The sequence below is a fragment of the Alkalibacillus flavidus genome (assembly GCF_040545925.1).
GTDB classification, from domain to species: Bacteria; Bacillota; Bacilli; order Bacillales; family Alkalibacillaceae; genus Alkalibacillus; species Alkalibacillus flavidus.
Window position 1 is genome coordinate 46,116 of record NZ_JBEPMX010000013.1, and the last position, 23,620, is coordinate 69,735.

Genomic DNA, 23,620 nt, shown 5'->3' on the forward strand with positions numbered 1-23,620 from the left:
ACACTGCAGAAGGATGCAGTGTATGAGGGGTGTTGTTTATATCAAATTAATGTGCCGTGTCTTTTTGTTGTTCACATATCCAGCAGACGAAGTCTTTTTCTTTTTCCTTCAATTGTCTGCCGAGCTCTGATTCGAATTGTTTCACCCAACGTTCATATTGATTACTCATCGAACCTAAGAACCTCCCACATGGTTACAATATCATGATATGAAGAACACGCTTTATATTATACATGAAACTGTTGGATAGGTAAATAATTTTTCGAAAATTTAAAATGTTATGTTTATATAATGAAACACCGATTACACAGCTTTACAGCGAACTGTAAATTGAAACACAATTACTAATGTTGACTTTATACTATTGCATCTTGTTGTATAACCATAAATATGGCATAATATGTGAGGAATAGGAGGTAAAGCATGACACACTCTAATGCTATATCGATAAAGTATCATTTAAAATTTCTCATCTTATCTATTATCGGGATTTTCTTATTTATGACCCCGATTCAATACAAAGAACAAACGAGCATTCCGGTTGCCATTTTAGCTGAAGAGTTAGAACTGGTACTCGGATTTATGGCACCAATTCTCGTCTTAGTGATCATATCCTTATCAGCAATCGGCTCACTAATGGCGACCATGATGCCTCAATCACAAGAATCGCAACAAGAGTCATTATTCCAAACGTTATTTCATGTGAGCCCTGTCTGGCTAATAATTCGTCTCATTGGCATGGTCATCGCATTTATGACTTATTTTCAACTAGGTTGGAGCGGCATTTATAATGGCGAAAATGGTGGCCTGTTACTAAGTGATGGCGGCCTCCTCCCTTTTTTACTGACTGTCTTTTTGTTTGCGGGTTTATTGCTGCCTTTATTACTCAACTTCGGGCTAATGGAATTGATTGGTTCGCTTTTCACGAAGGTGATGCGTCCACTGTTCAAGTTACCAGGCCGATCTACTGTCGACAACTTAACATCGTGGTTTGGTGATGGCACAGTCGGCGTCCTTTTAACCAATCAACAGTATGAACAAGGGTATTATACTAAACGTGAAGCGGCCGTGATTGGTACGACCTTTTCCGTTGTATCGATTACGTTTACGATTTCAATTATTCAACAAGTTGGTTTAATGGACATGTTTTTACCGTTATACGGGACTATCTTTTTAGCAGGGTTCATCGCTGCTTTAGTCATGCCTCGCATCCCGCCATTATCACGAATACCAGATGATATGTACTCGGGACAGTCGTCTTCATTAGACGAATCCACTCCTGACGGTTATAACATGTTCACTTGGGGCTACAAACAAGCGATTGAACGCGCTAAACAATCACCTGGCATTAAAGGGTATTTCTCTGTTGCCACGAAAAATGTACTCGACATGTGGGTGGGTGTTCTACCAATTGTCATGGCAATCGGCACAATCGGTTTAGTTGTCGCTAATACAACGCCTGTGTTCACTTGGCTCGGTATGCCATTTGTCCCGCTATTAGAATTGATGCAAATTCCAGAAGCCAAAGCTGCTTCTGAAACCATTTTAATAGGCTTTACAGATATGTTTTTACCAGCGTTATTAATCGAATCGGTCGCAAGTGATATGACTCGATTCGTCGTTGCTGCTTTAAGCGTGACGCAATTGATTTATTTATCTGAAGTCGGTGGTGTTTTACTTGCTTCGAATGTGCCGCTTAATTTCGGTCGGCTCGTCGTCATTTTCTTATTACGAACCATCATTACACTACCAGTCATTGTCGCAATGGCGCATCTGTTATTTTAAACACCATAAATTAAGCCCGTGCGAGTTAATCCGTTCAGTTAACTCGTACGGGCTTTTTAATGTCACACGACCAACCCATCAGTTGACCGTTTAAAACATTCGGCTGCGCGTTTGTATTTCTTTTGATCAAACATTAATTGGCCGAGTAAATAATAATATGACTTCAGCTCAATTTCCTCACGATTAGTTTCAAAAAACGACAGCACCTCATCCTCTAAATAATCAACTAATTTATCCGTCTGTTCATCCAACAAATAGTCAAGCACCCGGAATTTAATTTTATAACGCAAATGCTCATAACGATTCGCCACAATCAATCCCGTCTGAATATGCTCTTTCGCTTTAAAACGGTCACGTTCTTGCATTGCTATATACGCTAATAAATACCGTGCATTTAAGAAATCACTTTCATTCACATTAAACGTCAACGCACGCTCAAACGATTGTTTCGCATCATGATATTCTTTTTTACGAAAATTGATATAGCCAATGTTGTGGTGAATATTAGCACGCGTTTTATCTAATAAATGTTCACCGTCCACTTCTAATAATTGCTGAAAATACGTTTCAGCCGAATAGACGTCACCAACTAAACTATAATTAACACCGAGAACAATTTGGCAGTCTATCATACGGACGTAGAACAATTTTTCTTGAAAAATCGAAAACGCTAACTGAGCGTATTTATTCGAGATTAAAATATTATTCAAACGGCTGTAAACGGTTGCCATCGTGATATATAATTCTGCGTCTTCTTGTTCATGATAAGAGTCATTTGCCTGCTCTAAACGTTCTATCGCATTATGGTAAAGCCCTTTACGGCGATAGTACATACCTGTGAACTTAAAGAAGCTAAAGGGGTCACATGCTTGGTACAGAAGCGGTCGTTTTTCTAACTCGTCACATTGTGTCGCTGCGTTTTGTAATTGATCAGTCATTAAATAATAACCTAACAACGCAATGTCATATAAGCATTGATTATCAATTGACATGGCGTCACGTTTCGTTTCAAAAATAGACGGCGTCCGTTTATCCACTTCAAGAATGTGAAATATATGAATATCACTTAACCATTGTAATAATTCATCATGAAAAACTGTATCCGTTTTAATTAGAAACGGCGTTTGATCAAGCTCTAAACGGTCACAGAGATTCATGACTACGGTCTGGTCAACACTTATCTTACCGTTTTCTAATTTACTTAAATACGCGACCGAACAAATACCATCTGCTAACTGTTCTTGAGTGAACCCTTGCTCCATGCGGTACGATTTAAGCGCCTGTCCAATAATCGACATCCTAATCACCTACCGCGGAATCGCCCACTCACCTTTTTCGATAATTGGTTCCTTATCGCCAGTTGATGTAACACCGTATACCGTTAAGTCTGCCGAACCAACCATGAAATCTTCGTGAATAATACTCGAATTAACGCCGATATCTTTCAATTCGGCATCAGACATCTTTTCACCGTCTTGCACATTCGTCGGATAAGCTGAACCAATCGCTAAGTGACATGACGCGTTTTCATCATATAAAGTATTGAAAAAGACGAGATCAGACTGCGAGATCGGTGATGAATGCGGCACTAATGCCACCTCACCTAAATATTTCGCCCCTTCATCCGATTCTAATAAATGTTTAAATGTTTCTTCGCCTTTTCCAGCTTTAACATCAACGACTTGACCGTCTTTGAACGTTAATTCAAAGTCATCGATTAAGTTACCGTTATAATTTAACGGCTTCGTGTTTTTCACCGTGCCATTAACCCCGCGGTAATCTGGCGCTGTGAACACTTCTTCTGTCGGCATGTTCGGGTTGAATGATGCCCCTGTTTCAGCAACAGCACCACCGCCAGCCCATACGTGGTTTTCAGGCAACTTAACGGTTAAGTCCACATACTCTGAATGATATTCTAAATGATCATATTGTTTGTTATTTAAGTAATCACGGATTTCAAACAGTGTTTCATTATGGTTTTTCCACGCCTCGATCGGATCAGGCTGGTCGACACGTACGATACTAAAGATTTGTTCCCATAAATCTTGCACCGCTTGATCTCCATTATCTGTATTAAATACTTTTTTCGCCCATTTTTCTGTTGGAACAGACACGATGGACCATTGAATCTTGTCATTAATAATGTACTTTTTATAATCTTGCATCGCTTCACTACGCGCTTTATTCGCTTTTGCAACGCGTTCGGCGTCGACACCTTCTAATAAATCGGGATTAGGCGCTAAAATATTTAATACCGCGCCACCATCTTGCGCATGACTCAAGACACGGTCGATTTGCCAATCCGGTACATTTTCTAACACACTTAATGGCTCATGGTCATACTTTTTCCGTGTTAACACTTCATCCGACCAACTCACTTGGACGTTTTCCGCTCCTGCTGCATATGCTTCTTCAACGACGTGATGAACATAATCACGCGCTTCGATAGGCGCATTAATTAATAGCGCTTGCCCTTCTTGAATGTTAACGCCCATTCGGACGGCTAATTTTGCATACTTCGATAATTGCTCTGTTGTAGGAAAAGTCATTTTGTCCACTCCTTCATTTTTATCACTGCATCTATTATTTCATATTTTTAAAAAATTAAAAAGTTATGCCACTAAAAACTAATATTTCGTCGAATTTGGTCACATATTATCTATCCAATGCCTTATACGACGGTAACTATCTTCAAAAAAATCTTCACGCATCGCCTTACGATAAATCGATTCTAACTCTTGTTGTTTCTCTTGTAATTGCTTTAACTCATCCGCTGCTTGAGCCATTTCCTGTTGGTAAGCCTGCTTATAATCACCAAGTTTTTTCCGATGCAAAGCGTCTGGATGTCCGTCAATAAATCGTTCATAGACGTCATAAATGAGATCGCCCTTGCGTTTAGGCGTGTGTTGATGCGGGGCAGTCGCATCAAATATCGCGAAATCTAATTCACGGACAATCACCATATCTAAACTACCCGGGTCAAAGCCACAATGATACACTTCCACGTCAAACCCACGATCATTTGCTTCATGCGCTAACTTTCGAAGCATCGTCGACTTCCCTGTTCCTGAACGACCTTTAATAAAGTAGCGTTTCGTAATGTCCTCGGTTAATTCCATCACATAATCAACAGGGCCTTCAGGTGTTGCAGCCCCTAAATAACGATGTTTAACATGGCCCACCGCTTCTTTTTCATTATCCTGTAACAACGTATCGATTAGTTCATCTGTTTGTTCATTCGCTCGCCTCACATTTAAGTAATCTAAATAAATCGCTTCAACTTGATGGTGCTGTTTTAACGCTTGATCGAAATGGCGAATCACATCATGATGATGGGTTCTTATATCACGTTGCAACGCCGTAACCGTTTGACGCTCTTGTTTTAACGCTGGGAGCGCATAGCCATCCCCAAAATAAATCAGTTGATCTTTCAACCCAGGCAGTGCCATGCGTTTCGGTTGCATCTTCGTTCTGTCGAATATGCCGACGCGACGATCCGGAAAGATAACGCCTTCATAATGGTTGGGCATGATGTGGTTATGAATCACGTCAATCGTCGTTTCATTTGAATAGTCATGAATCATTCTTTCAAGCAACGGTGTAAGAATCGTCGTAAATCCACCATCCAAATAAATGACGTGATCTAACTGCTCGACGGCATTGTCATAAAACTGGACGTACCCTTTCGCTGTTGAACCGCCCATAAAATAGTGATGTTGCACCATTTAATCCCTCCTTCACTATACCAACACTATATGTGAAGGAGGCTTGTTACAGTACAATACTATGACTTCATCGCGCCAATCAGTTCATCCGTATGATCATCGTCAATATCACGTCGGTCACTCATAAACCAGCCTGTCACAGCAATCCCGACTAAAACTGTATAAAAAATAACTTTCCAAACCGTTGAATGAGCAAAATCATACGGTATGACGGCCAGATCTTCATGCGCTAGTGTAATGACAAGCAATTTCACCCCGACCCATCCGACAATCATAAAAGCGGCCGTCTCTAATCCAGGTCGACGTTTGATCAATTTTACAAAATAAGTAGCCGCAAACCGCATAATAATAACACCGATTAAACCACCGAATAAAATGACGAGAAATTGACCCCCATCCATACCACCTATCGCAGGGATTGGTGTCGTCGGTAGAGCTATCGCAATGGCAACTGCGGCCAAAATCGAATCGACAGCAAACGCGATATCAGCGAACTCCACTTTCACAACGGTTAGCCAAAAACCCGCACCGTCTGTTTTCTCAGCTTTTTTCTGCTTGTCGCCATCACTATCACGCTTTAATATAAATTTCTTCACTAAATGATTGCCTGCGATAAAAAATAAATATAAAGCACCCGCTGCTTGAATAAACCAAAAATCCACTAATAGCGAAATAATAAATAACGACCCGACACGGAAGATAAACGCACCTAATAACCCATAAAACAACGCCTTCTTACGTTTTTCTTCTGGCAAATGTTTAACCATAATCGCTAAAACCATGGCATTGTCTGCCGCAAGTACACCTTCTAGTACAATGAGAATGACTAATACCCAACTGTACTCTAATAATAAAGACCAATCCATCGTTAAACGCTCCTTATTAATTGTTCATAAGGCTATTTTAACCAATGGATCGGACTTCATGCCTAACATAACGAAAACGAGCGATACCATGTTGGCATCGCTCGTTTCGTCCACAGATTTACTTTTATTATTCAGTATGCTCTGCAATTTCATCTTCAAGCTTATCTAAAATCGCACCGTCAACTGTTGATACTTCGTTACGGTAAAACTCACGAACTTTCATCGCTTTCTCACGGAACGTTTCGACTTGCTCATCTGATAATTCTACAATCTTTGTTGGGTTTTCTTCATCTTCACGAATAACTTGTAGATACTCTTCGTTCTGACGCTTTTGCTCTTCGAATACCCAATCTTGCATTTCTGTTACCGTTTCTTCAACGATTGTTTGTAATTCTTCATCTAATCCATTAAACCACTCTGTATTAACCGTTGTCATCGCCACATAGTTGTTATGGTTAGACATCGTTAGGTAATCTTGCACCTCGTGGAATGATGCGTCACCGATGAAGAAAATTGGGTTTTCTTGACCTTCAACTGTACCACGGTCAAGCGCTGTATAAAGCTCACCCCAACTCATTTCCTGCGGGTTGGCACCATAAGCTTTGTACGACTCCATAATGAGTGGAGATGTCTGTACACGCATTTGGAAGTTTTCGAATTGATCTAAGGTCGTTAGTGGGTGATCGTTTGACGTCCACTGCATCGCTCCTTCTGACCAATAAGCTAATGGCGTAATGCTATGCTCTTCATATTGCTCACGTAAATCCGTGTTTAATGCTTCACTATTATTTAAAATTTCTTGAGTCGTTGCTTGATCTGTTGGGAACAAGAACTGCAACGCAAACAATTGCCCTTCATCAACCATGTTACCTGTGAAACCTGGTGACATGACAGCCATTTCGACCGTTCCTTGCATTAACTGGTCAACCTGGTCTGTTTCACTTCCAAGTCCACCGAATTCATAAGGTTCAACTGTAATCGCACCGTTTGTTTTCTCAGAAATACGTTTAGCGAACTCTTCAGCATAAACGTACTGGACTTGACCTTCCACTTCTTCAGTGACAAAGCGCCATGTGTCTTCTTCAAACTGAGCGTCTCCACCTTCGCTTCCACTATCGCCGCTGTCACCACTGCTATCTTCCTCTGTTTCAGTATTACTTGAACCTTCTCCTTCACTTGTGTCGTCACCACCGCCACAAGCTGCTAATAAACCTAGTGTCAAAAAGATCAATAACGCAAGAATAAAACTTTTCTTGTTTAAAATGATCATTACCCCCTAATATTTAGTGATATAGTGTGTAAAGATTCCCTTACTCTGGTACAAGTGCAAGAGAAATCTGTGGAAACAAGATTAATAAAATAGACATAGCGATCATCATTAGTATATATGGCGGCGTGCCTTTAATAACTTCCATATACGGTTTATTAAATACAGCACTCGCCGTAAAAATATCCACGCCAAACGGTGGTGTTGCTGAACCTAAAGCCGCTTGGAATGTGATAATAATACCTAAATGAACAAGGTCGATACCCGCTGTTTCTGCCGCTGGTAAAAAAATCGGTGTCAGCACTAAAATAACGACGATCGGATCGACAAACATACAACCTACGAAAAAGAAGACACTGACGATGACTAACACGTAAAAGGCAGATGGGTCTGACCCTAACACTGCATTCGTAAGCATTTCTGGTATGTTTTCTAAATTAATTAAAAAGGTGAATACTTGCCCACCAGCTACAAGAATAAAAACCACTGACGTGACAAGGCCCGTTGATAGCGCAATGCTCGGTATTTTCTTAATATGTACCGAACGATAAATAATAACCTCTAACAACAACGCATAAAGCACTGATACCCCAGCTGCTTCTGTTGCTGTGAAATAACCTGAATAAATACCACCGATTACTAGAATTGGAAAGCCAAGCGGTAGTAATGCTTTTCGGAACGTTTGAAGCCGTTCTTTCCAATCAGCTTTCGGCGCGAGCGGAATATCTTTGACTTTCGCATAAACAATACTATAAATAGCAAATGCTAAAAATACCATGACACCTGGTAAAATACCCGCTAAGAATAAATCACCAATAGATTCTTTAGACGCCAAACCATAAATAATTAACCCAATACTTGGCGGTACGAGTAGTGCCACGTCACTAGCATTTATAATTAAGGCCATAGCACTCGAATCTTTATAGCCTGCTTTTAACATACGTTCTCGCATCGGCCGACCAATCGCTACTACGGTCGCTTGTGTTGATCCGGAAATCGAACCAAACATCGTACAAGCTGCCGCCGTTGTGACGGCGTAACCACCGCGAATGTGGCGTACAAACGAGCCGATAAAATCAAGTAGTCTTTCAGATGTTCGTCCTGATGTCATAATATCAGCTGCAAAAATAAACAGCGGAACACACAATAACTCGTATTTTTCAATCCCTGTAATTAATTGCGGCACCATCATCGAAGTATCTAATAGCGGCGAATAGAACAAAGCCACCACAAAAGGCGCAATAATCAACGGAATCATCATTGGGAAATTAAGCATCAAGAGAACAAACATTATACCGAGTAGCGCTGTTAACATAGCTTGTTCCTCACTTTGTTATATTATAGTTGCATGCTTTCATCTTCTTCTCGTTCTTCTGGTTTGATATCATTGTAGTCTTTGGCATCAGACCCAATATACACTTCTTTGTTAACTAAATTGACGATTAAGTTACGTAAAAACTGAATACCACCCGTTAAGAAACCGATTGGTATAAACATGTATAACCACCACTGTGGTACTTGAAGTGACGTCGTCGTCCGTCCTGATTCAACAACCGTTAGGACGTACTCATATGACACGTAAGATAAGTAAAATAAAATTCCTGACGTTACCGCTGGAATGAAAATAGCCATCGCTTTTCGCACTTTCCACGGTACGGTGTCGTATATAGCGGACATGCTAATATGACGTCCTTTGCGCGCCGCATAACTAATGCCCATAAATGTTGCTATGACAACCGCAAACTGCGATACCTCAGCATGAAACCAAATGCTCGGGCCAAAAAATTCCCGACTAATCACATTGCCACCAATCATAACTGCAATGATGATAATAGCTGTACTTAAAACAAATTCTTCTAATTTTAAAAAAGCATAATCAATGGCTTTAAGAAATTTCCCGATCGCTTTAAAAACTGGGTTTTGCCAAAACGATTGATCTTTCACACTGTTCCTCCTCGGTTGGCCGACGTCATAATAATTATTACTACCCCAAAACCATCACAATGAAACCATATGTTGTTATGTTTTGGTTATGATTTGTAATCAAAAAGTCATATTAAAATATTATCGAAGAAAAATGCTTTGCCACAAACGTTGAATTTTCTGAAATAGGTGGATAATTTACGGTGAAGCGTCAATCTACATAGCTGAACTGTATTGTTCTTTTTTATATTCGCTCATTCTGTGAAATAATATGCTTTACTTTCATTTTGCTGTTTGACGAAGTGTAGACTGATCATTCTCGGAAGGTTTTCGTTAAAAATAACTATGTTTAATTTTGCTAATATTCTAACATATATTCATTTAGGGGACAAGACTTTTGGCCTGCACGTAAAAATGCCCTTTGCAGCGCGAGGCTACAAAGGGCATTCATTATTCTGAATCATTTTGTGGTTTTGGTTTTGCTAAGCTAATGACTAAGTCTCCTGGTTCACCGATTAGGATTTGTTTTTCTGGTGAATAGAAGTCTAACATTCCAGATTGGCGCATCATGACGAGAAGAATATCTTCTGCATCACAATCATCTAAGAAATCGTTATACGTATATTCCTTTGTGATCAACGTTTTCTTAAACACAAAACCATCGTTAATTTTCTCGTTTAAGATCGTCCATGTTACATCATCGCTAAACAATACGGTCCCGCTAATATGATGACTCACACTACTTAATGAGTCACCCGCATCCGCTTGAAGTGGTAATTGATACAACTTCTCTTTACCATACTCCGGCTTGAACGTTGAACTCACGAGCGTGTTATAGGAGTCGTATTCCGTGACACTTAACATAAAGTCATACGGTGTCATATCTAATTGATATTCCATCTGTTCTGACAAAATCTCTTCGTGCTCATGCGGTACGCCTGCTTGCTTCGCGTGTGTCAGGCGACTGCTCGATGCATCGGTAATAATAACCGGAATATTTAAGCCTTGTAACACTTGGGCAAAGCTCGTAGAGAACTTATTCGACCCGACAAAAATAACGCCTGGTTTATCATCCATCGACAGGCCGAGTTTACGGGATAACCAACCGATAGAAAAGCCGTGTGCTAAAACGGTACTAAACACTAAACCGAACGTTAGTGACGTCATAATATGAGCATCCGCATAACCCGCATCAATTAGAATACTCGCGAAATAAGCCGATACTGTTAAAGCGACAATACCGCGTGGTGCAATCCAACCGACTAACAACCGTTCGCGGAATTCCAAATTTGTCCCTATCGTTGACACAAAAATCGTTAACGGTCGAATAACAAACAACATAAGCAGGATAAACATTAAAATATCCGTATCAAAAATTGATAACAATACGTCGCGTTCCAGTGATGCTGTTAACATAATAAAGATAACTGATATGAGTAATATTGATATATTTTCCTTAAAGTGCCTCATATCATTAATCGACGATATATGCATATTGGCAATCGTCATACCCATGACTGTAACTGCTAATAATCCCGTTTCGTGCATAATCATATCTGACACAACAAAAGCTGTAATGACTGTGACGAGAACGACAGGGGATTTCAAAAATTCTGGTACAGCGCCACGCTCAAATGACCAACCAATTATATAACCGAAGATCACGCCAATAATAGCTGCGACGACAGATGCTAACAAGAACATGATAACTGCACTAAACTCAACAGATTCAGTCGTTAAAAACTGAATAAACTCGAATGAAAATACAGCTATTAAAGCACCGAACGGGTCAACAATAACCCCTTCCCATTTTAATACAGCTGCGACTCTCGGTTTTAATTTCGCTTGACGTAATAACGGCAAAATAACTGTCGGACCAGTTACGATAAAAATACCGCCAATCACGAAAGCAACTGCCCATGACAATCCAGCTACATAATGGGCAGCCAAGGAGCCACTAATCCAAGCTAATAATGGACCAATTGTTACAATACGAAAAACAGGCTTACGCATGCCACGAATTTCTCGGAAGTCTAAATTTAGACTTCCTTCAAATAAAATAATACCGACCGCAATCGAAATAAGTGGTCTGAATAAATCGCCTAAATCATCTTGAGGATCCATAAGACCAAGTACCGGACCAGCAATTAAACCAATGATTGACATCACAACAATAGCTGGCATTCTCGTCCGCCACGCCAACCATTGCGAAAAAACGCCTAAAGCCCCGATGAGCATAAGCACCATTAATATATTGTCCATTTGTAAACCCCCTAACACCTCTATATTGGAGTGAATCACGATCAAACCGTTTTAATCGTTCACTTATGTACTAAATTTCATAGAAAACACCATGCCATTATAAATATGCAATTAACCCCCGTCAATCAAAATCACATATGACGTTTGACACCTTGTCGCAACAGGCTTCAGAAGCATCGCTATCTTAATAAAATTAGCTATATCATAACCGCTCATTCGATGAAAATCAATGAATATGGTCGTATCATAGAACAGGACTTCCAACTCAAAATTCAAATTGCCACAAATTTTTTCGACAAAGAACGGGGCAATCGCCGCTTAATTATGCTATATTTAAATAAGATTAAGAATTCATCAGGAGCCATTGATTAAGGAGTTTAAGTTTATGATTGGTGAACGTGTACAACAATATCGAAAACAAGCGGGCATGACGTTATCTCAACTAGCCGAAGAAGCCGGCGTTGCGAAATCCTACATAAGTGCAATTGAACGTAACTTACAACAAAACCCATCCATCCAGTTTCTCGAAAAGGTGGCAGCTGTCTTAAATATTGACGTCGATCAATTAATTAAGGATGAGCCTCTCGATGATGATTGGGAACAACTCGTTAAAGATGCGATGGAATCTGGCGTTTCAAAAGAAGCATTCCGAGAGTTCATCGAATTTAATAAACAGAAAAAAGAAGAGTCATAATGATTACGAACAAAAAACAACAGCCTAAAGTCTTATCACTGACTTCGGGCTGTTGTTTGTTTGGCTTGCACAATGATTCGCTTGTCACCATCAAGGGTACACGTTATTAACGTTATGATCGACTCGTCGTCGATTGTATCTAACACTGACGTCTGTGAAGGTTTTACAATCCTTTGACGAAACACTTCGTACTCAATAGTTCCATCCGTCGTCTGAATCTCTACGACATCCCCTTCTGTTAACTGATCTAACTCTGAGAACAATCTCCCTTTTGTTCGACTACGGTGTGCTGCAACACCAATATTCCCTATCTCACCAAATTGCTGATCACCTCTTATCAGACCTGCGCCAACATCTAAAGCCGCTTCAGACACATCATCTATTAAGGGTAGCGTTAAGTCGAGCTGATTTATGTGAAGCAATCCAAGGACATCGTGTCGCGACAATCCTTCCGTTTCCTCAGTTGCTTCCACGGTCCTGCGCGTTTTTAAATGATCATTCATCGTTTGAAATTGATCGACAAGCTCGGTTTGATGCTGTGTATGACGCGCTTGCTCAACGGAAGGCCACACAATCAATAATAATCCCACCATGACTAATAGACTGGCTAATACTCGCATCATGTATCATCCACTGCTAATTGAATTCGTTTTCGTCGCCAAACGAACAAAGCTATACCTGTTAACATAGAGAGACCACCTAATATATAAAAGGCATACGGAATCGTCTCACCCGTTTGTGGCAACGTTCGATCAGACGTATCATCACCTGTTGTTGGTAACACTTCATCGTCATCAGGTGGGTTGCTGGCTTCCCCATCATCAATCGTCGTCGCAAACGTTAAATTAAATTTAACCCTCAATCCTTGGTATGCATTATCCGAGCTCTCAGGAAAAAGAACACGCAATGTGTAGTCAGACGACTCAGAAGCATTTACAGCGAAACCCTCAACACCGTCAAAATCAGCCAAACGTCCATCAAAAACGACCTCTCCATCATCATTTGAAACGGTTAATCTAAATTGATTGTATAATTTGTCGGACCCGCTTATAAAATTTGAACCCACTTCAACCGATAGTGGCTGGTCTGTTTCATTTTGAACAGCAATCGTATCCGTCATGTAATCACCCGGCTTGAGCTGATCAATATCAAATAAAACCGACTCAGGTGTAACCGAAATCAAATCCTCATCAGCATGCAAGTCACCAACACTCAACATTAAGCATACGATAATCAAAAGGCCTAACATCCGTCGCACCAGCATGATGCCACTCCTCCCTGTTTAGCGAAAAAAGATAAGGAGGTCACCCCTCCTTATCTCTCAAACGATTATGACGTTTTACTACCGATTCGTATCAGTGCGTTCATTTTCGTCGATGTAGCCATCGCCATCATATTCTTGACCATCCCACTGACGTGCTTCGAATGATACGGTGATGTCTGCAGAATCGCCTTGGAATTTGTTTTGTTTATACGTGCCATCTTCGTACGTATCTTCTACGTCGTCGTTAAATGAGACCGTGATTTTCACTTGATCTTCATCAGAAGGGTCTAACGGAATCCCTTCCCATCCTTCATTCGCGATCGTCGATACTCTCAAACGATCATCGACTAAACGACTATTATCTGGTGCAGCACTTAAAATTGCTTGGCGTGCCGCACTAACATCAGTGGAGTTTCCTGGTTGGCCGTATAGTGAATCTGACGCTAAATAAAGGTCTTTTAATGATGCTTCAAGTAAAACATTGGTCGGATAATTAGAGTCATTTCCTTCAAGTCCAACGCGGATTAAATCGACGGTGAATTGGTCTAAATAATCCAGCACATCTGTCTCAGCCTCTTCTGCCCATGCGTCGTTAAAGCCTGGTTCTCCTTTTTCAGGAACGTAATCTTCAAACTGGACATCTTCAATTGTCATTAACACGTCTTTGATCGCTAAGCTACCTGTGTTATCAAACTGAATTTTACGCGTCATATGGTCCCCTGGTTTTAAGTCAGTAATGTTAAACGTATAAGGACCATCGACTTCTGACAAATCCATCTTTAACGTCCCAGCTTGAAAACTGTTCGTTGCTGCTTCGACGTCATTAAACGCTGCCCACGTACCACCAGCAATCAAGCTAAGGCCCATAGCTCCTGCAATACCACTCATTGCTAATTTTTTCTTCATCGCCATTGACTAATTCCTCCAATAATAAACTTAATTATTCTTCTCCTACTTCATCATTACTTCTGTCTTCACCAGGCATTTGTGTTGCTTCGAAGTCAAAGTTTAAAGTCGCGCCTTCGCCTTGGTATTTGTTTTGAACATGATAGCGTGAATCAGTAAACGTCGTATTATCCTCTACAAATTTAATTTTCACATCATAACTCAAACTATCACCAGTTGCTAATCCAATTTCACCATCGTCAGTTGTTGTAATATCAAACGGAGAGTTACCTGTATGATTCACTGCTTGATCTAATGTCGCAGTTGCTGATAGTCCATTTCCACCACTAACAGTTAATTGGAATTGGCTTAAAAAGTCAATTAATTCATTATCACCTGCTCCAGCAGAAACTTCAGAATTTAAATCCAATACATCTTTATCTTCCCATTCATCTGCTGAAACTGATGTGAAAATCTGATTAATATCAAGCGACCCATTGTTGTCTAAAATCAATTCTTTTTCAACATAATCCCCTGGCTTTAAGTTCGAGATATCGAATTCAAATGTTGAATCCTCACCTACTTCTAAATCCAACGTCCCTGCTGCAAACGTATTACTCACTTCTTCAACATCGTTAAATGCTGCGTACGTGCCACCTCCGATTAAAGATAGGCCGAGTACTCCGGACATCACGCCGACTCCTAGTTTAGATTTGAAACCCATACTAAAATTCCTCCTTAAAACGTCTCTTAATGAGATTTATTATTTATTTCATCGAGGTAGCTAAAAACCTCGATAAAAGCGTTAGGATGCATGTTCGTTCAAGCTTGGTTGGTCTGGTTGGTGCGATTGCTTTTCTTCGCGATAAGCGGATATGATCGTTTTCACTGACCAAACTATTAACCATAGACCTGGAACGACTAACAAAATCATGAGCCCGATATTCGAATTAGCAAAATCCATGACGTAACCTATATAAGGCACATGAAGGCCACTATATTGCCCGTAAATATTATCTGGCAGCACCGCATTGCTGTCGGCTGCATTGTTATTGTCACCCTTCGTTCGGAACATCAGTTGGCCATCGTTGTTAATAACTTCAATAATTCGGTGCGTCACATATGTTCCTTCTTCTTCTTGGAACATGATGATGTCTTGTTCTGCTAGATTGCGAACATCATAGTTTTGGTTGATACCGATAATCGACCCGGTTTGGATCTCTGGTTCCATCGAGCCTGAATATACGACTTTAAGTTCTTGGCCGAAAATCGATGGTGAGCCACCTGTTGAAATATTCGTCATCACGAGCACAAATATCGTCACTAATAACCCGACTAGCATGGTATTCATAATGCAGCTAAGCCATTTCATCGTTTTTGCTTTCATACACTCTCACCCTTATGCATTATTCTCACCCTGAGCCTCTTCTGTTGCGTCATCTTTTGGCTCATCAGATTTCTGCTGTTGCTCAGACTGCTTTGTTTCATCATTTGATTCTTGAGGTTGTTTCGGTTCGTCAGACGTTTCACCTGTGTCTGTTTTTTCTTCTTCATCTGCTGGTGATTCCTTTTGATCAGACGAGTCAGTTGTTTCATCTTTTTCAGGATTCGTTTCCGCTTCATCAGTTACATCTTGTTGTTCATCATCTGATGGCTCGCTTTTCTGTTCCTTTTCATCTTGATTATTTTTTTCACTTGATTCGTCTTCAGCCGATTCATCTTGTTTTTGCTCAGAGTCAACAGTTTGCTCATTTTGATTGTCTTGATCATTAGTTGATTGCTCATCATTGCTGTCACTGTTTTCTTCATCATCAGCTGGCTGTTCTTGTTCTTCATTAGATGCGTTATCTTGTTCGTCACGATTGTCCCCTTCCTCATCAGATTCGTTTTCTTGTTCGTTATCATTATTAGATTGATTGTCTTCTTCTGATTGATCGTCGCTTTCTTCACGTTGTTCATCTTTTTCTGCTTTGTCATCATCTGACGCGCCACAATTCGTTAGTTTAATCGCTTCACTAAATCCACCGTTATCACCACCAGGGTGGCCGTCTGGGCGAACAAACTTAAATCGGTAACGCCCGTTTTGTTCGGGTTCATATGTGATGTCGCTAGTTGCTTCTGCATCTAATAATGCTGTTTCACCTGAAAAGTCGGCTACACGTTGCCAATCAGGCTTGCCTTTTAAATTGGCAGCGTGATAAACATGATACGTCCAGGATGACTCCATCGTCTCGCCTGTGTTTTTGACCGTTGCGGTTATTCGTTGACAGTTGCCTTCTGTACCACCAACGAAAGATAATGAACTTTTATCCCACGTTTCTTCTTCAGGTATATCAGGTGTCCAACTACCTACAGTCAATGACCCTTCAACAGACGTGACATCGTTAAACCGTGCTGTCGTTCCATCGATCGTCAAAACAAATAATAGCAGGACAACATACACCATAATGATCGGTTTAATATATAAACCTCTCTTCATTTGCCTTCGCCGTTTTTCAGTTAATCGTTTACGCCGCAATACCTTCACCACCTCATCGTCATTCGTCAACGTTTAAGTATATGCAATCTGTTCTTTATCAAGAACAATTCACAGTATAATGCCTCATATGATATTTGAAAAATCGAAAAAATCATTATATATTCTTAATAACGAACAAAATAAGTGGTTTAGCTTTCTTATTTAGTTTTTTTCTTATTTTTCCGTCGTTTTGTTCAATATAACGAACAAAACGACATAAAAAAACCTATATTAACAGTTTAATAACCGTCAATATAGGTTTCTGCTTATCTAGAATGATCCGTTTTGTTAGTCAGCGCGATTCTGCTGTTGGCGCAATTCTGCTAACTCATTTTCAATACGAGTCAATGACTTCTCTAGCATCGTCACATTCCCACCGTTCGCCTCAAGCTTATCTAAATCGCCCTGAATCCGAATGTAATCCATTTTCAATTGTTCAATTTGCGCCTGTATTTCTTCTTTTGTCATGTGTTACCACTCCAATCACAAAATCAATTACATTGTAACGCCTATGTGATTTTTCATGCAATTCATACGTTTTTCAAATAGAAAAATGAGCAAGTATCCTCACAACTTGCTCACTCATCATACCACTATTTATTCATGATAAAACACAAAGCTTTTTAGCGGTACGTTTTGGCGCTCTTGTTCGCCATTTACGTTATATTGAATTTGTAAATTATTTAAGTCAAATTGATAATTTGGTTTATGAATCGTCACTTTAAACACAACCGTCACTTGTGGTTTTGTCATTGAATAGTTGGTCGGTTGTTCATATGCGCCAACCGCTTCGCGCATTTTAGGGCTAAAACCATAGTATAAGTCGGTTTCATTTGTTGGATCGATATATACATCCATTTGTATGTCCTCATCATTATCTGTAAGCGTCGTGCCATCATCTTTAATGATTTGCACATCTTCAATCGTTGGTAAGCCGTCACCTGTCCATTGGTATGTATGACCAATATAGACATCGCGGTATTCTTCAAACAATTTTGCATGCGCGCCTGTATGACTAATATTAACAAACTCACCTTGGTTGCTGTTTGCATCAACAGCAAAATAGCCCATTAAAGCTACAACGACTAATAGAGGGCTTACGATTAGCCATCTCGTTTTCCTCATAATTCCACCTCTACCCTATAAAGCTACTACTATGATATGTCTATATATAATATTCTATACCTTTTGTCGAAATCCTGCTAGGGTATTTTAAATTTAAAAAATTAAAAAAGCTGCTCGATTTAAACAACCGAACAGCTTTTAGCTATATGACCAACTATCGTTAGTCTTTATGGTTATGCGTTGGATCCCATGGGAAGTCAGCACCGAAGCGTTCGGCTAACGTTTTCGATTCTTTCCGACGTTTTTTACGATATTCAGCACGTTCGGCTGCCCCAGCGTTAAGCCATTTTTCTTCACTGGATTCTGGATATACAGGTGGAATCTCAACGGGTTTGCCGTCTTCATCGACTGCAACCATCGTTAAGAAGGCTGTTGTACAAACGGTACGCTCGCCTGTCAGTAAGTTTTCTGTCACAGCTTTTACAAACACTTCCATTGATGATGTGGATGTCCATGTGACAAACGCTTCTAAACAGATCGTGCTTCCTTCATATACTGGAGATAAAAAGTCCACTGAATCTGTCGAAGCTGTTACGACTGGTGTGCGTGCATGACGCGTCGCTGCAATAGCTGCGACATCGTCCATATATCCCATAAGCTGACCACCAAACAACGTCCCGTGACTGTTGGTATCAGGTGGTAATACGAATGAATTTTTAACCGTTAATGATTGAATACACGGTTTTGCTTCCATGTTCATCACCCTTATCTATAAATTAATAAAATCATTATTATTCACCTTCATCTAAGATGAAAACCTTACGTATTATACCACGTGCTTGCCTATTTGACACGTACATTGCTTTAAACAACGTGAAAAAGGTTTGCTGGAGAGACCAACAAACCTTTTCAACACAACCTATTCTTTTTTCTTAATACCTTGTTCTTCAGCCATCCGTTTGGCAACTTTAACAGAATCCCAAACGGGCGGTAGTAATAATAGCGACACCGGCACGGCGGATACGACGATAAAGTTTTGGAGCATACCAATACTATCACCACTACCATCACCAATCGAAATTAAAGCAACAGCAACAGCACCGAAAATTAACGCCCAGAAGACACGGACATATTTGCTCGGATCATCATCACCTGTAATCGCAACAGCGGACGCATATGACATCGAGTCCGTTGTCGTCGCAACGAAAATGACGGTAATAATTAAGAAACAAACCGCTAAAAATGTACTAAGTGGTAGTTGGTCTAAAATAGCTGCAACAGCTGCTTCTTGCCCAACATTATTGAGTGGCTCTGAAATCACACCAGGGTTTTCCATTTCAAATGAAAGACCTGAACCACCTAATGTCGCAAACCAGAAGTTACTCACTAATGGTGCCATAATCGCAACGGCGACGACAAGTTCACGAATCGTACGACCTCTCGAAATACGTGCGATAAAGATCGCCATCATTGGTCCAAAACCGATAAACCAACCCCAGAAGAAGACAGTCCACCAACTGAGCCACGCACCATCACCGCGCGTTAAACTCATCATTAAGTAATTTTGTAGTTGGAATGCTTCTGCTGTGACAAATGCATCTAAAATAAACATCGTCGGTCCAATAATTAAAATAATAATCATTAAAACGATCGCAAATGACACATTAAAACGACTCAATAGCTGAATCCCTTTATCGACACCGGTAATCGCTGAAATACTTGCGATCACAACGAGCACGACGATAAATGAGATTTGTGTAAATAATGTACTCGGAACGCCAAAGACATCTTCAAATGCATAAGCTGCTTGAATACCGAGGAAACCAATCGCCCCGATCGTACCAGCTGCAACCGCAATAATCGATGTCACGTCTGCTAAAACGCCCCAAATATTGAAACGACGGAAAATTTTATCGCCGAATACTGGGTAAAGCATCGTCCTCGGTTTTAACGGCATGCCTTTATGATAGTGAGCATACATAATGACAATCGTTGCAACCGTACCTAGAATCGCCCAAGCTGAGAAACCCCAATGGAAAAAGGCTTGTGCTAAACCTGGTACGACACGATTCCACTCACTTAAACCTTCTTCAGCAAATAATGGTGGTGTTGTCATATAGTGTGAGATCGGCTCACTTGATGCCCAGAACACCCCACCTGATGCAAGTAACGTCGTGGCAATCATCGCGACCCAACGAAAGTTACTATACTGCGCTTCTTCTTTATTACCTAAACGTACACGTCCATAACGTGAAAACATTAAAATTAAACTAACAATTAAAGTGGCAAGCATCAATAGTTGCCAAAAAAGCCCGAAATACTTAGCGGAAAAATTAAACGATTTATTGACCGCTTCTGACGCAAAATCGGGTGTAAAAAATGCCAAAACTAAAAATAATAGCAAGAATCCTCCACTGATCGCGAACGGACCCCATTGCGTCCCTGTTCCTAAGTAATCTTCGGAAAGATATTTTTTCTTCATCGTTGTCCTCCTGTAAAATTTGGTTAATTGTGCATTGTGTCGTTTTTGTGATATGAAATTTTTACACAATTATTCTTAAATTTTAGTCTAATCGACGGTGTTCGTCAAAATATTTGTATTTAAGTGATTGACGCAAATCGGCCAAATTTAAAAGCTGTATATAGCTGACCTATATATTGTTGCGATATTTATCGTCTAATCATGGTATTTGCTATTTTTTAGACATTATGAGCTTAACTGCAACATTTTTACATAAAATACGTTACAAAAACCTCGAGCGACTTACGCCCGAGGTTCGATTATTAGTTTGGCTTTGTTAAAGTCCGTTGTTGATATTGTGATCCGCTTACGGTGGACGCTTTCCGAAGACCCGGATGGTCTAGTGTCGACGTTGGTCACAGGACGTGACCGTTTTTAGTCGACCGCGGGCACGGCTCGAGCTGTTCCCGCAGGAGTCGCCACCTTCGCTCCTCACAATTCAACAACTCAGTGCTACATTATTAAAAAATCAACACTATACGTTAACAGAGTCATTAATTTAAAGCTAATTTTTGTTTAAGTTGCGTCAGCATATCTTCTGTCATATTATCTAAGTCATAATCAATACTGAAATCCCATTCGTCTTTTGCCGTCGTTGCATCAATCGAGTCAGGCCAGCTGTCAGCGATCGCCTGGCGCGCCTGATCGACGTCATAATCTAGTGTGAAGTCAGGTAAATGTTTTTGAATCGCTCGTGCAAAGTCTTCTGGCGCTGCACTCATAGCTGTCACGTTATAGGCATTACGATGTTTTAAGCGTGATGGGTCAGCTTCCATTAAATCAATAATCGCTTTCACTGCATCGGGCATATACATCATATCCATATACGTCCCTTCAGCAATATACGACGTGTAGTGACCTTGCTTTAAAGCTTCATAATACATCTCAACAGCATAATCCGTTGTGCCACCACCCGGTTCTGTATCATAAGAAATCAAACCAGGAAAACGAACACTACGCGTATCAACGCCAAAGCGTTCGAAGTAATAATCGCACAACAACTCACCTGCTACTTTATTCACGCCATACATCGTATTAGGACGTTGCAACGTGAGCTGTGGCGTTTGTTTTTTCGGCGTTGACGGGCCAAATGCGCCAATCGAACTCGGTGTAAAAAACTTCGCCCCGCGAACACGGGCCACTTCAAGTGCGTTCATCAGGCCATTCATATTCAAGTTCCATGCAAGTTGTGGATTGTTTTCCGCTTTAGCTGATAACAAAGCCGCTAAATGTATAATCGTATCGACATCATAGCGATCTGCTACATCTTGCATAGCTTCAACATCTGTCACATCAAGCGTTTCAAACGGGCCATCTGTCACAACAGGATGGTCTGCACGCCTAATATCCGTCGCAATGACATTGTCGGTTCCGTATCGCTGACGCAAAGCCATCGTCAGCTCAGAACCAATTTGACCGAGTGATCCGGTCAACAAAATCTTATTCATCTCCGGTTTCCTCCCATTCCATGGTGCCTTCTCTTTATATAACGCCTAATTCCTTACCGACTTTTTCATAAATTTTGATCGCTTTATCGAGCATGTCTTTCGTATGAGCAGCTGTCGGCATATTACGCACGCGCCCTGTTCCACGCGGGACAGTCGGGAATACGATCGCTTTCGCATAAACACCTTCTTCGTTTAAGCGTTTACTAAACTGTTGCGTCGTTTTTTCGTCCCCAATAATACATGGTGTAATTGGCGTTTCGCTCTGACCAATATCAAACCCTAATTCCTTGAGGCCAGCTTTTAAATAGTTACCGTTTTCCCACATTTGGTCATATAGATCTGTCGATTCCATGAGTAAATCAATAGCTTTACGTGAAGCTGTCACGTCAGCTGGTGATAAGGATGTTGAGAATAAAAATGGACGTGAGCGCACTTTAAGCCAGTCGATCAGTTCTTGTTTCCCGGCGACATAACCGCCAACAACACCAATCGCTTTGGATAGCGTACCCATTTGGAAATCAATTTTATCTTGCAGGCCAAAATGTTTCACCGTCCCTGCGCCTTTACCTAAAACGCCAGAACCGTGCGCATCATCGACGTATGTGATCAAGTCAAATTCTTCTGCGATCTCGACAATTTCAGGTAATTTCGCAATGTCACCGTCCATTGAGAAAACGCCATCAGTAATGACCATCACTTTATTGTATTGGCCTGATTCTGTCGCTTCTTTTGCTTTCTGACGTAAATCGTCCATATTACTATGTTCAAACGGAATGATTTTCGCTTTTGATAAACGACAACCATCAATAATCGATGCGTGGTTTAGTGCATCTGATAAAATCGCATCGTTTTTGTCCATGACGGCTGAAATCGCTGCCATATTACAGTTGAAGCCTGATTGGTAAGCAATCGCTGCTTCTGTTCCTTTAAATTCTGCAATCTTCTCTTCTAACTTCACGTGAAGGTCTAGCGTTCCGTTGATTGTACGAACGGCTCCAGCGCCCACACCGTGTGAGTTTACTGCATCTTTAGCAACTTCTTTAAGACGGTCGTCTGTTGCTAATCCTAAGTAGTTATTTGATGATAAGTTAATCAGTTTTTGACCATTGATTGTAATTTCAGGACCATTTGCTCCATCGACTGGGTCGATTTCGTTGTACAGTCCTTGGTCTTTTAAGTCTTGTAAATTGTGTTGTAAAAATTGATCTAACGTTTCACTTGGCATAATGTCCCTCCTAAGCTAGTTTCACTCCATACATATGATAACATGTTTTCGTGAATTGTGGGTCGTGATTTCTACAAGACGAATTGTAATATTAAGTGCAACACCTAAAAAAAGCAACTCATAACAGTTTCGTGTAAAATGTAGATAACCACATCAAACATATACACGGAGG

Annotated in this window: 23 protein-coding genes; 2 read left to right on the plus strand and 21 right to left on the minus strand. The window is 40.5% G+C overall.

What is annotated here, in order from left to right; translation table 11 throughout:
- Positions 1-46 precede the first annotated feature (46 nt).
- A complete protein-coding gene (locus ABID56_RS11410; RefSeq protein WP_354221298.1) occupies positions 47-169 on the minus strand; it encodes a hypothetical protein in 123 nt (40 codons plus the stop codon).
- A 254-nt stretch (positions 170-423) separates the two neighbouring features.
- Between ABID56_RS11410 and ABID56_RS11415 the strand changes: the two genes are divergently transcribed.
- Positions 424-1,785 (plus strand): YjiH family protein, encoded by a 1,362-nt coding sequence (locus ABID56_RS11415; RefSeq protein ID WP_354221300.1) that lies wholly within the window; start codon positions 424-426, stop codon positions 1,783-1,785.
- Between the two features lie 62 nt (positions 1,786-1,847).
- Here ABID56_RS11415 and ABID56_RS11420 read toward each other — a convergent pair whose 3' ends face one another.
- From ABID56_RS11420 to ABID56_RS11455, 8 genes are all read right to left on the minus strand, one after another.
- Positions 1,848-3,083 (minus strand): helix-turn-helix domain-containing protein, encoded by a 1,236-nt coding sequence (locus tag ABID56_RS11420; protein ID WP_354221302.1) that lies wholly within the window; start codon positions 3,081-3,083, stop codon positions 1,848-1,850.
- A gap of 9 nt (positions 3,084-3,092) precedes the next feature.
- Positions 3,093-4,334 (minus strand): aminopeptidase, encoded by a 1,242-nt coding sequence (locus tag ABID56_RS11425; RefSeq protein WP_354221304.1) that lies wholly within the window; start codon positions 4,332-4,334, stop codon positions 3,093-3,095.
- A 99-nt stretch (positions 4,335-4,433) separates the two neighbouring features.
- On the minus strand, positions 4,434-5,510 hold the full coding sequence (locus ABID56_RS11430; RefSeq protein ID WP_354221305.1) for a hypothetical protein: 1,077 nt from the start codon (positions 5,508-5,510) through the stop codon (positions 4,434-4,436).
- A 59-nt stretch (positions 5,511-5,569) separates the two neighbouring features.
- Entirely contained in the window at positions 5,570-6,376 is an 807-nt protein-coding gene (locus ABID56_RS11435) for a TerC family protein (protein WP_354221307.1), read from the minus strand.
- Between the two features lie 127 nt (positions 6,377-6,503).
- Positions 6,504-7,646, minus strand: coding sequence for a DctP family TRAP transporter solute-binding subunit (locus tag ABID56_RS11440; protein ID WP_354221309.1), 1,143 nt, complete (start codon positions 7,644-7,646; stop codon positions 6,504-6,506).
- A 40-nt stretch (positions 7,647-7,686) separates the two neighbouring features.
- Positions 7,687-8,958, minus strand: coding sequence for a TRAP transporter large permease (locus tag ABID56_RS11445; protein WP_354221311.1), 1,272 nt, complete (start codon positions 8,956-8,958; stop codon positions 7,687-7,689).
- A 23-nt stretch (positions 8,959-8,981) separates the two neighbouring features.
- Positions 8,982-9,587 carry a TRAP transporter small permease gene (locus ABID56_RS11450; protein WP_354221313.1) on the minus strand — a complete coding sequence of 202 codons (606 nt, stop codon included), beginning with the start codon at positions 9,585-9,587 and terminating at the stop codon, positions 8,982-8,984.
- Positions 9,588-10,016: 429 nt separating this feature from the next.
- Positions 10,017-11,828, minus strand: coding sequence for a cation:proton antiporter (locus tag ABID56_RS11455; protein WP_354221315.1), 1,812 nt, complete (start codon positions 11,826-11,828; stop codon positions 10,017-10,019).
- Positions 11,829-12,213: 385 nt separating this feature from the next.
- Between ABID56_RS11455 and ABID56_RS11460 the strand changes: the two genes are divergently transcribed.
- Positions 12,214-12,522, plus strand: coding sequence for a helix-turn-helix domain-containing protein (locus ABID56_RS11460; RefSeq protein WP_354221317.1), 309 nt, complete (start codon positions 12,214-12,216; stop codon positions 12,520-12,522).
- 35 nt (positions 12,523-12,557) lie between these two features.
- Here the strand turns inward: ABID56_RS11460 and ABID56_RS11465 are convergent, their stop codons facing one another.
- The 12 genes from ABID56_RS11465 to ABID56_RS11520 all read right to left on the minus strand — a co-directional run bounded on the left by ABID56_RS11465 (position 12,558) and on the right by ABID56_RS11520 (position 23,448).
- On the minus strand, positions 12,558-13,142 hold the full coding sequence (locus ABID56_RS11465; protein ID WP_354221319.1) for a class D sortase: 585 nt from the start codon (positions 13,140-13,142) through the stop codon (positions 12,558-12,560).
- Complete coding sequence (locus tag ABID56_RS11470) at positions 13,142-13,786, minus strand: LPXTG cell wall anchor domain-containing protein (protein ID WP_354221321.1); 645 nt, start codon at positions 13,784-13,786, stop codon at positions 13,142-13,144. The genes ABID56_RS11465 and ABID56_RS11470 overlap by 1 nt, the downstream gene beginning before the upstream one ends.
- 78 nt (positions 13,787-13,864) lie before the next feature.
- Complete coding sequence (locus tag ABID56_RS11475; RefSeq protein WP_354221323.1) at positions 13,865-14,698, minus strand: TasA family protein; 834 nt, start codon at positions 14,696-14,698, stop codon at positions 13,865-13,867.
- Positions 14,699-14,726: 28 nt separating this feature from the next.
- Positions 14,727-15,395: a TasA family protein gene (locus ABID56_RS11480; protein ID WP_354221325.1), complete on the minus strand. Its 669-nt coding sequence runs from the start codon at positions 15,393-15,395 to the stop codon at positions 14,727-14,729.
- Between the two features lie 81 nt (positions 15,396-15,476).
- Entirely contained in the window at positions 15,477-16,058 is a 582-nt protein-coding gene (sipW, locus tag ABID56_RS11485) for a signal peptidase I SipW (RefSeq protein WP_354221327.1), read from the minus strand.
- 12 nt (positions 16,059-16,070) lie between these two features.
- Positions 16,071-17,189, minus strand: coding sequence for an amyloid fiber anchoring/assembly protein TapA (gene tapA, locus ABID56_RS11490; protein ID WP_354221329.1), 1,119 nt, complete (start codon positions 17,187-17,189; stop codon positions 16,071-16,073).
- Between the two features lie 288 nt (positions 17,190-17,477).
- Positions 17,478-17,657: an SE1832 family protein gene (locus ABID56_RS11495; protein ID WP_354221331.1), complete on the minus strand. Its 180-nt coding sequence runs from the start codon at positions 17,655-17,657 to the stop codon at positions 17,478-17,480.
- A 129-nt stretch (positions 17,658-17,786) separates the two neighbouring features.
- Positions 17,787-18,314, minus strand: coding sequence for a hypothetical protein (locus ABID56_RS11500; protein WP_354221333.1), 528 nt, complete (start codon positions 18,312-18,314; stop codon positions 17,787-17,789).
- 160 nt (positions 18,315-18,474) lie between these two features.
- The gene (locus ABID56_RS11505) at positions 18,475-19,008 is read right to left on the minus strand and encodes an acyl-CoA thioesterase (RefSeq protein ID WP_354221335.1); all 534 of its coding nucleotides are present in this window, start codon (positions 19,006-19,008) and stop codon (positions 18,475-18,477) included.
- 165 nt (positions 19,009-19,173) lie between these two features.
- Complete coding sequence (locus tag ABID56_RS11510) at positions 19,174-20,736, minus strand: BCCT family transporter (RefSeq protein ID WP_354221337.1); 1,563 nt, start codon at positions 20,734-20,736, stop codon at positions 19,174-19,176.
- A 533-nt stretch (positions 20,737-21,269) separates the two neighbouring features.
- A complete protein-coding gene (locus ABID56_RS11515; protein WP_354221339.1) occupies positions 21,270-22,223 on the minus strand; it encodes an L-threonine 3-dehydrogenase in 954 nt (317 codons plus the stop codon).
- 34 nt (positions 22,224-22,257) lie between these two features.
- Entirely contained in the window at positions 22,258-23,448 is a 1,191-nt protein-coding gene (locus ABID56_RS11520) for a glycine C-acetyltransferase (protein WP_354221341.1), read from the minus strand.
- Positions 23,449-23,620: the final 172 nt, after the last annotated feature.

Excerpts from the sequence above, each read along its gene's own strand:
- ABID56_RS11410 (WP_354221298.1), bottom strand. The coding sequence starts at position 169 with ATGAGTAATCAATATGAACGTTGGGTGAAACAATTCGAATCAGAGCTC.
- ABID56_RS11415 (WP_354221300.1), top strand. The coding sequence starts at position 424 with ATGACACACTCTAATGCTATATCGATAAAGTATCATTTAAAATTTCTC.
- ABID56_RS11420 (WP_354221302.1), bottom strand. The coding sequence starts at position 3,083 with ATGTCGATTATTGGACAGGCGCTTAAATCGTACCGCATGGAGCAAGGG.
- ABID56_RS11425 (WP_354221304.1), bottom strand. The coding sequence starts at position 4,334 with ATGACTTTTCCTACAACAGAGCAATTATCGAAGTATGCAAAATTAGCC.
- ABID56_RS11430 (WP_354221305.1), bottom strand. The coding sequence starts at position 5,510 with ATGGTGCAACATCACTATTTTATGGGCGGTTCAACAGCGAAAGGGTAC.
- ABID56_RS11435 (WP_354221307.1), bottom strand. The coding sequence starts at position 6,376 with ATGGATTGGTCTTTATTATTAGAGTACAGTTGGGTATTAGTCATTCTC.
- ABID56_RS11440 (WP_354221309.1), bottom strand. The coding sequence starts at position 7,646 with ATGATCATTTTAAACAAGAAAAGTTTTATTCTTGCGTTATTGATCTTT.
- ABID56_RS11445 (WP_354221311.1), bottom strand. The coding sequence starts at position 8,958 with ATGTTAACAGCGCTACTCGGTATAATGTTTGTTCTCTTGATGCTTAAT.
- ABID56_RS11455 (WP_354221315.1), bottom strand. The coding sequence starts at position 11,828 with ATGGACAATATATTAATGGTGCTTATGCTCATCGGGGCTTTAGGCGTT.
- ABID56_RS11460 (WP_354221317.1), top strand. The coding sequence starts at position 12,214 with ATGATTGGTGAACGTGTACAACAATATCGAAAACAAGCGGGCATGACG.
- ABID56_RS11465 (WP_354221319.1), bottom strand. The coding sequence starts at position 13,142 with ATGCGAGTATTAGCCAGTCTATTAGTCATGGTGGGATTATTATTGATT.
- ABID56_RS11470 (WP_354221321.1), bottom strand. The coding sequence starts at position 13,786 with ATGCTGGTGCGACGGATGTTAGGCCTTTTGATTATCGTATGCTTAATG.
- ABID56_RS11475 (WP_354221323.1), bottom strand. The coding sequence starts at position 14,698 with ATGGCGATGAAGAAAAAATTAGCAATGAGTGGTATTGCAGGAGCTATG.
- ABID56_RS11480 (WP_354221325.1), bottom strand. The coding sequence starts at position 15,395 with ATGGGTTTCAAATCTAAACTAGGAGTCGGCGTGATGTCCGGAGTACTC.
- sipW (WP_354221327.1), bottom strand. The coding sequence starts at position 16,058 with ATGAAAGCAAAAACGATGAAATGGCTTAGCTGCATTATGAATACCATG.
- ABID56_RS11495 (WP_354221331.1), bottom strand. The coding sequence starts at position 17,657 with ATGACAAAAGAAGAAATACAGGCGCAAATTGAACAATTGAAAATGGAT.
- ABID56_RS11500 (WP_354221333.1), bottom strand. The coding sequence starts at position 18,314 with ATGAGGAAAACGAGATGGCTAATCGTAAGCCCTCTATTAGTCGTTGTA.
- ABID56_RS11505 (WP_354221335.1), bottom strand. The coding sequence starts at position 19,008 with ATGGAAGCAAAACCGTGTATTCAATCATTAACGGTTAAAAATTCATTC.
- ABID56_RS11510 (WP_354221337.1), bottom strand. The coding sequence starts at position 20,736 with ATGAAGAAAAAATATCTTTCCGAAGATTACTTAGGAACAGGGACGCAA.
- ABID56_RS11515 (WP_354221339.1), bottom strand. The coding sequence starts at position 22,223 with ATGAATAAGATTTTGTTGACCGGATCACTCGGTCAAATTGGTTCTGAG.
- ABID56_RS11520 (WP_354221341.1), bottom strand. The coding sequence starts at position 23,448 with ATGCCAAGTGAAACGTTAGATCAATTTTTACAACACAATTTACAAGAC.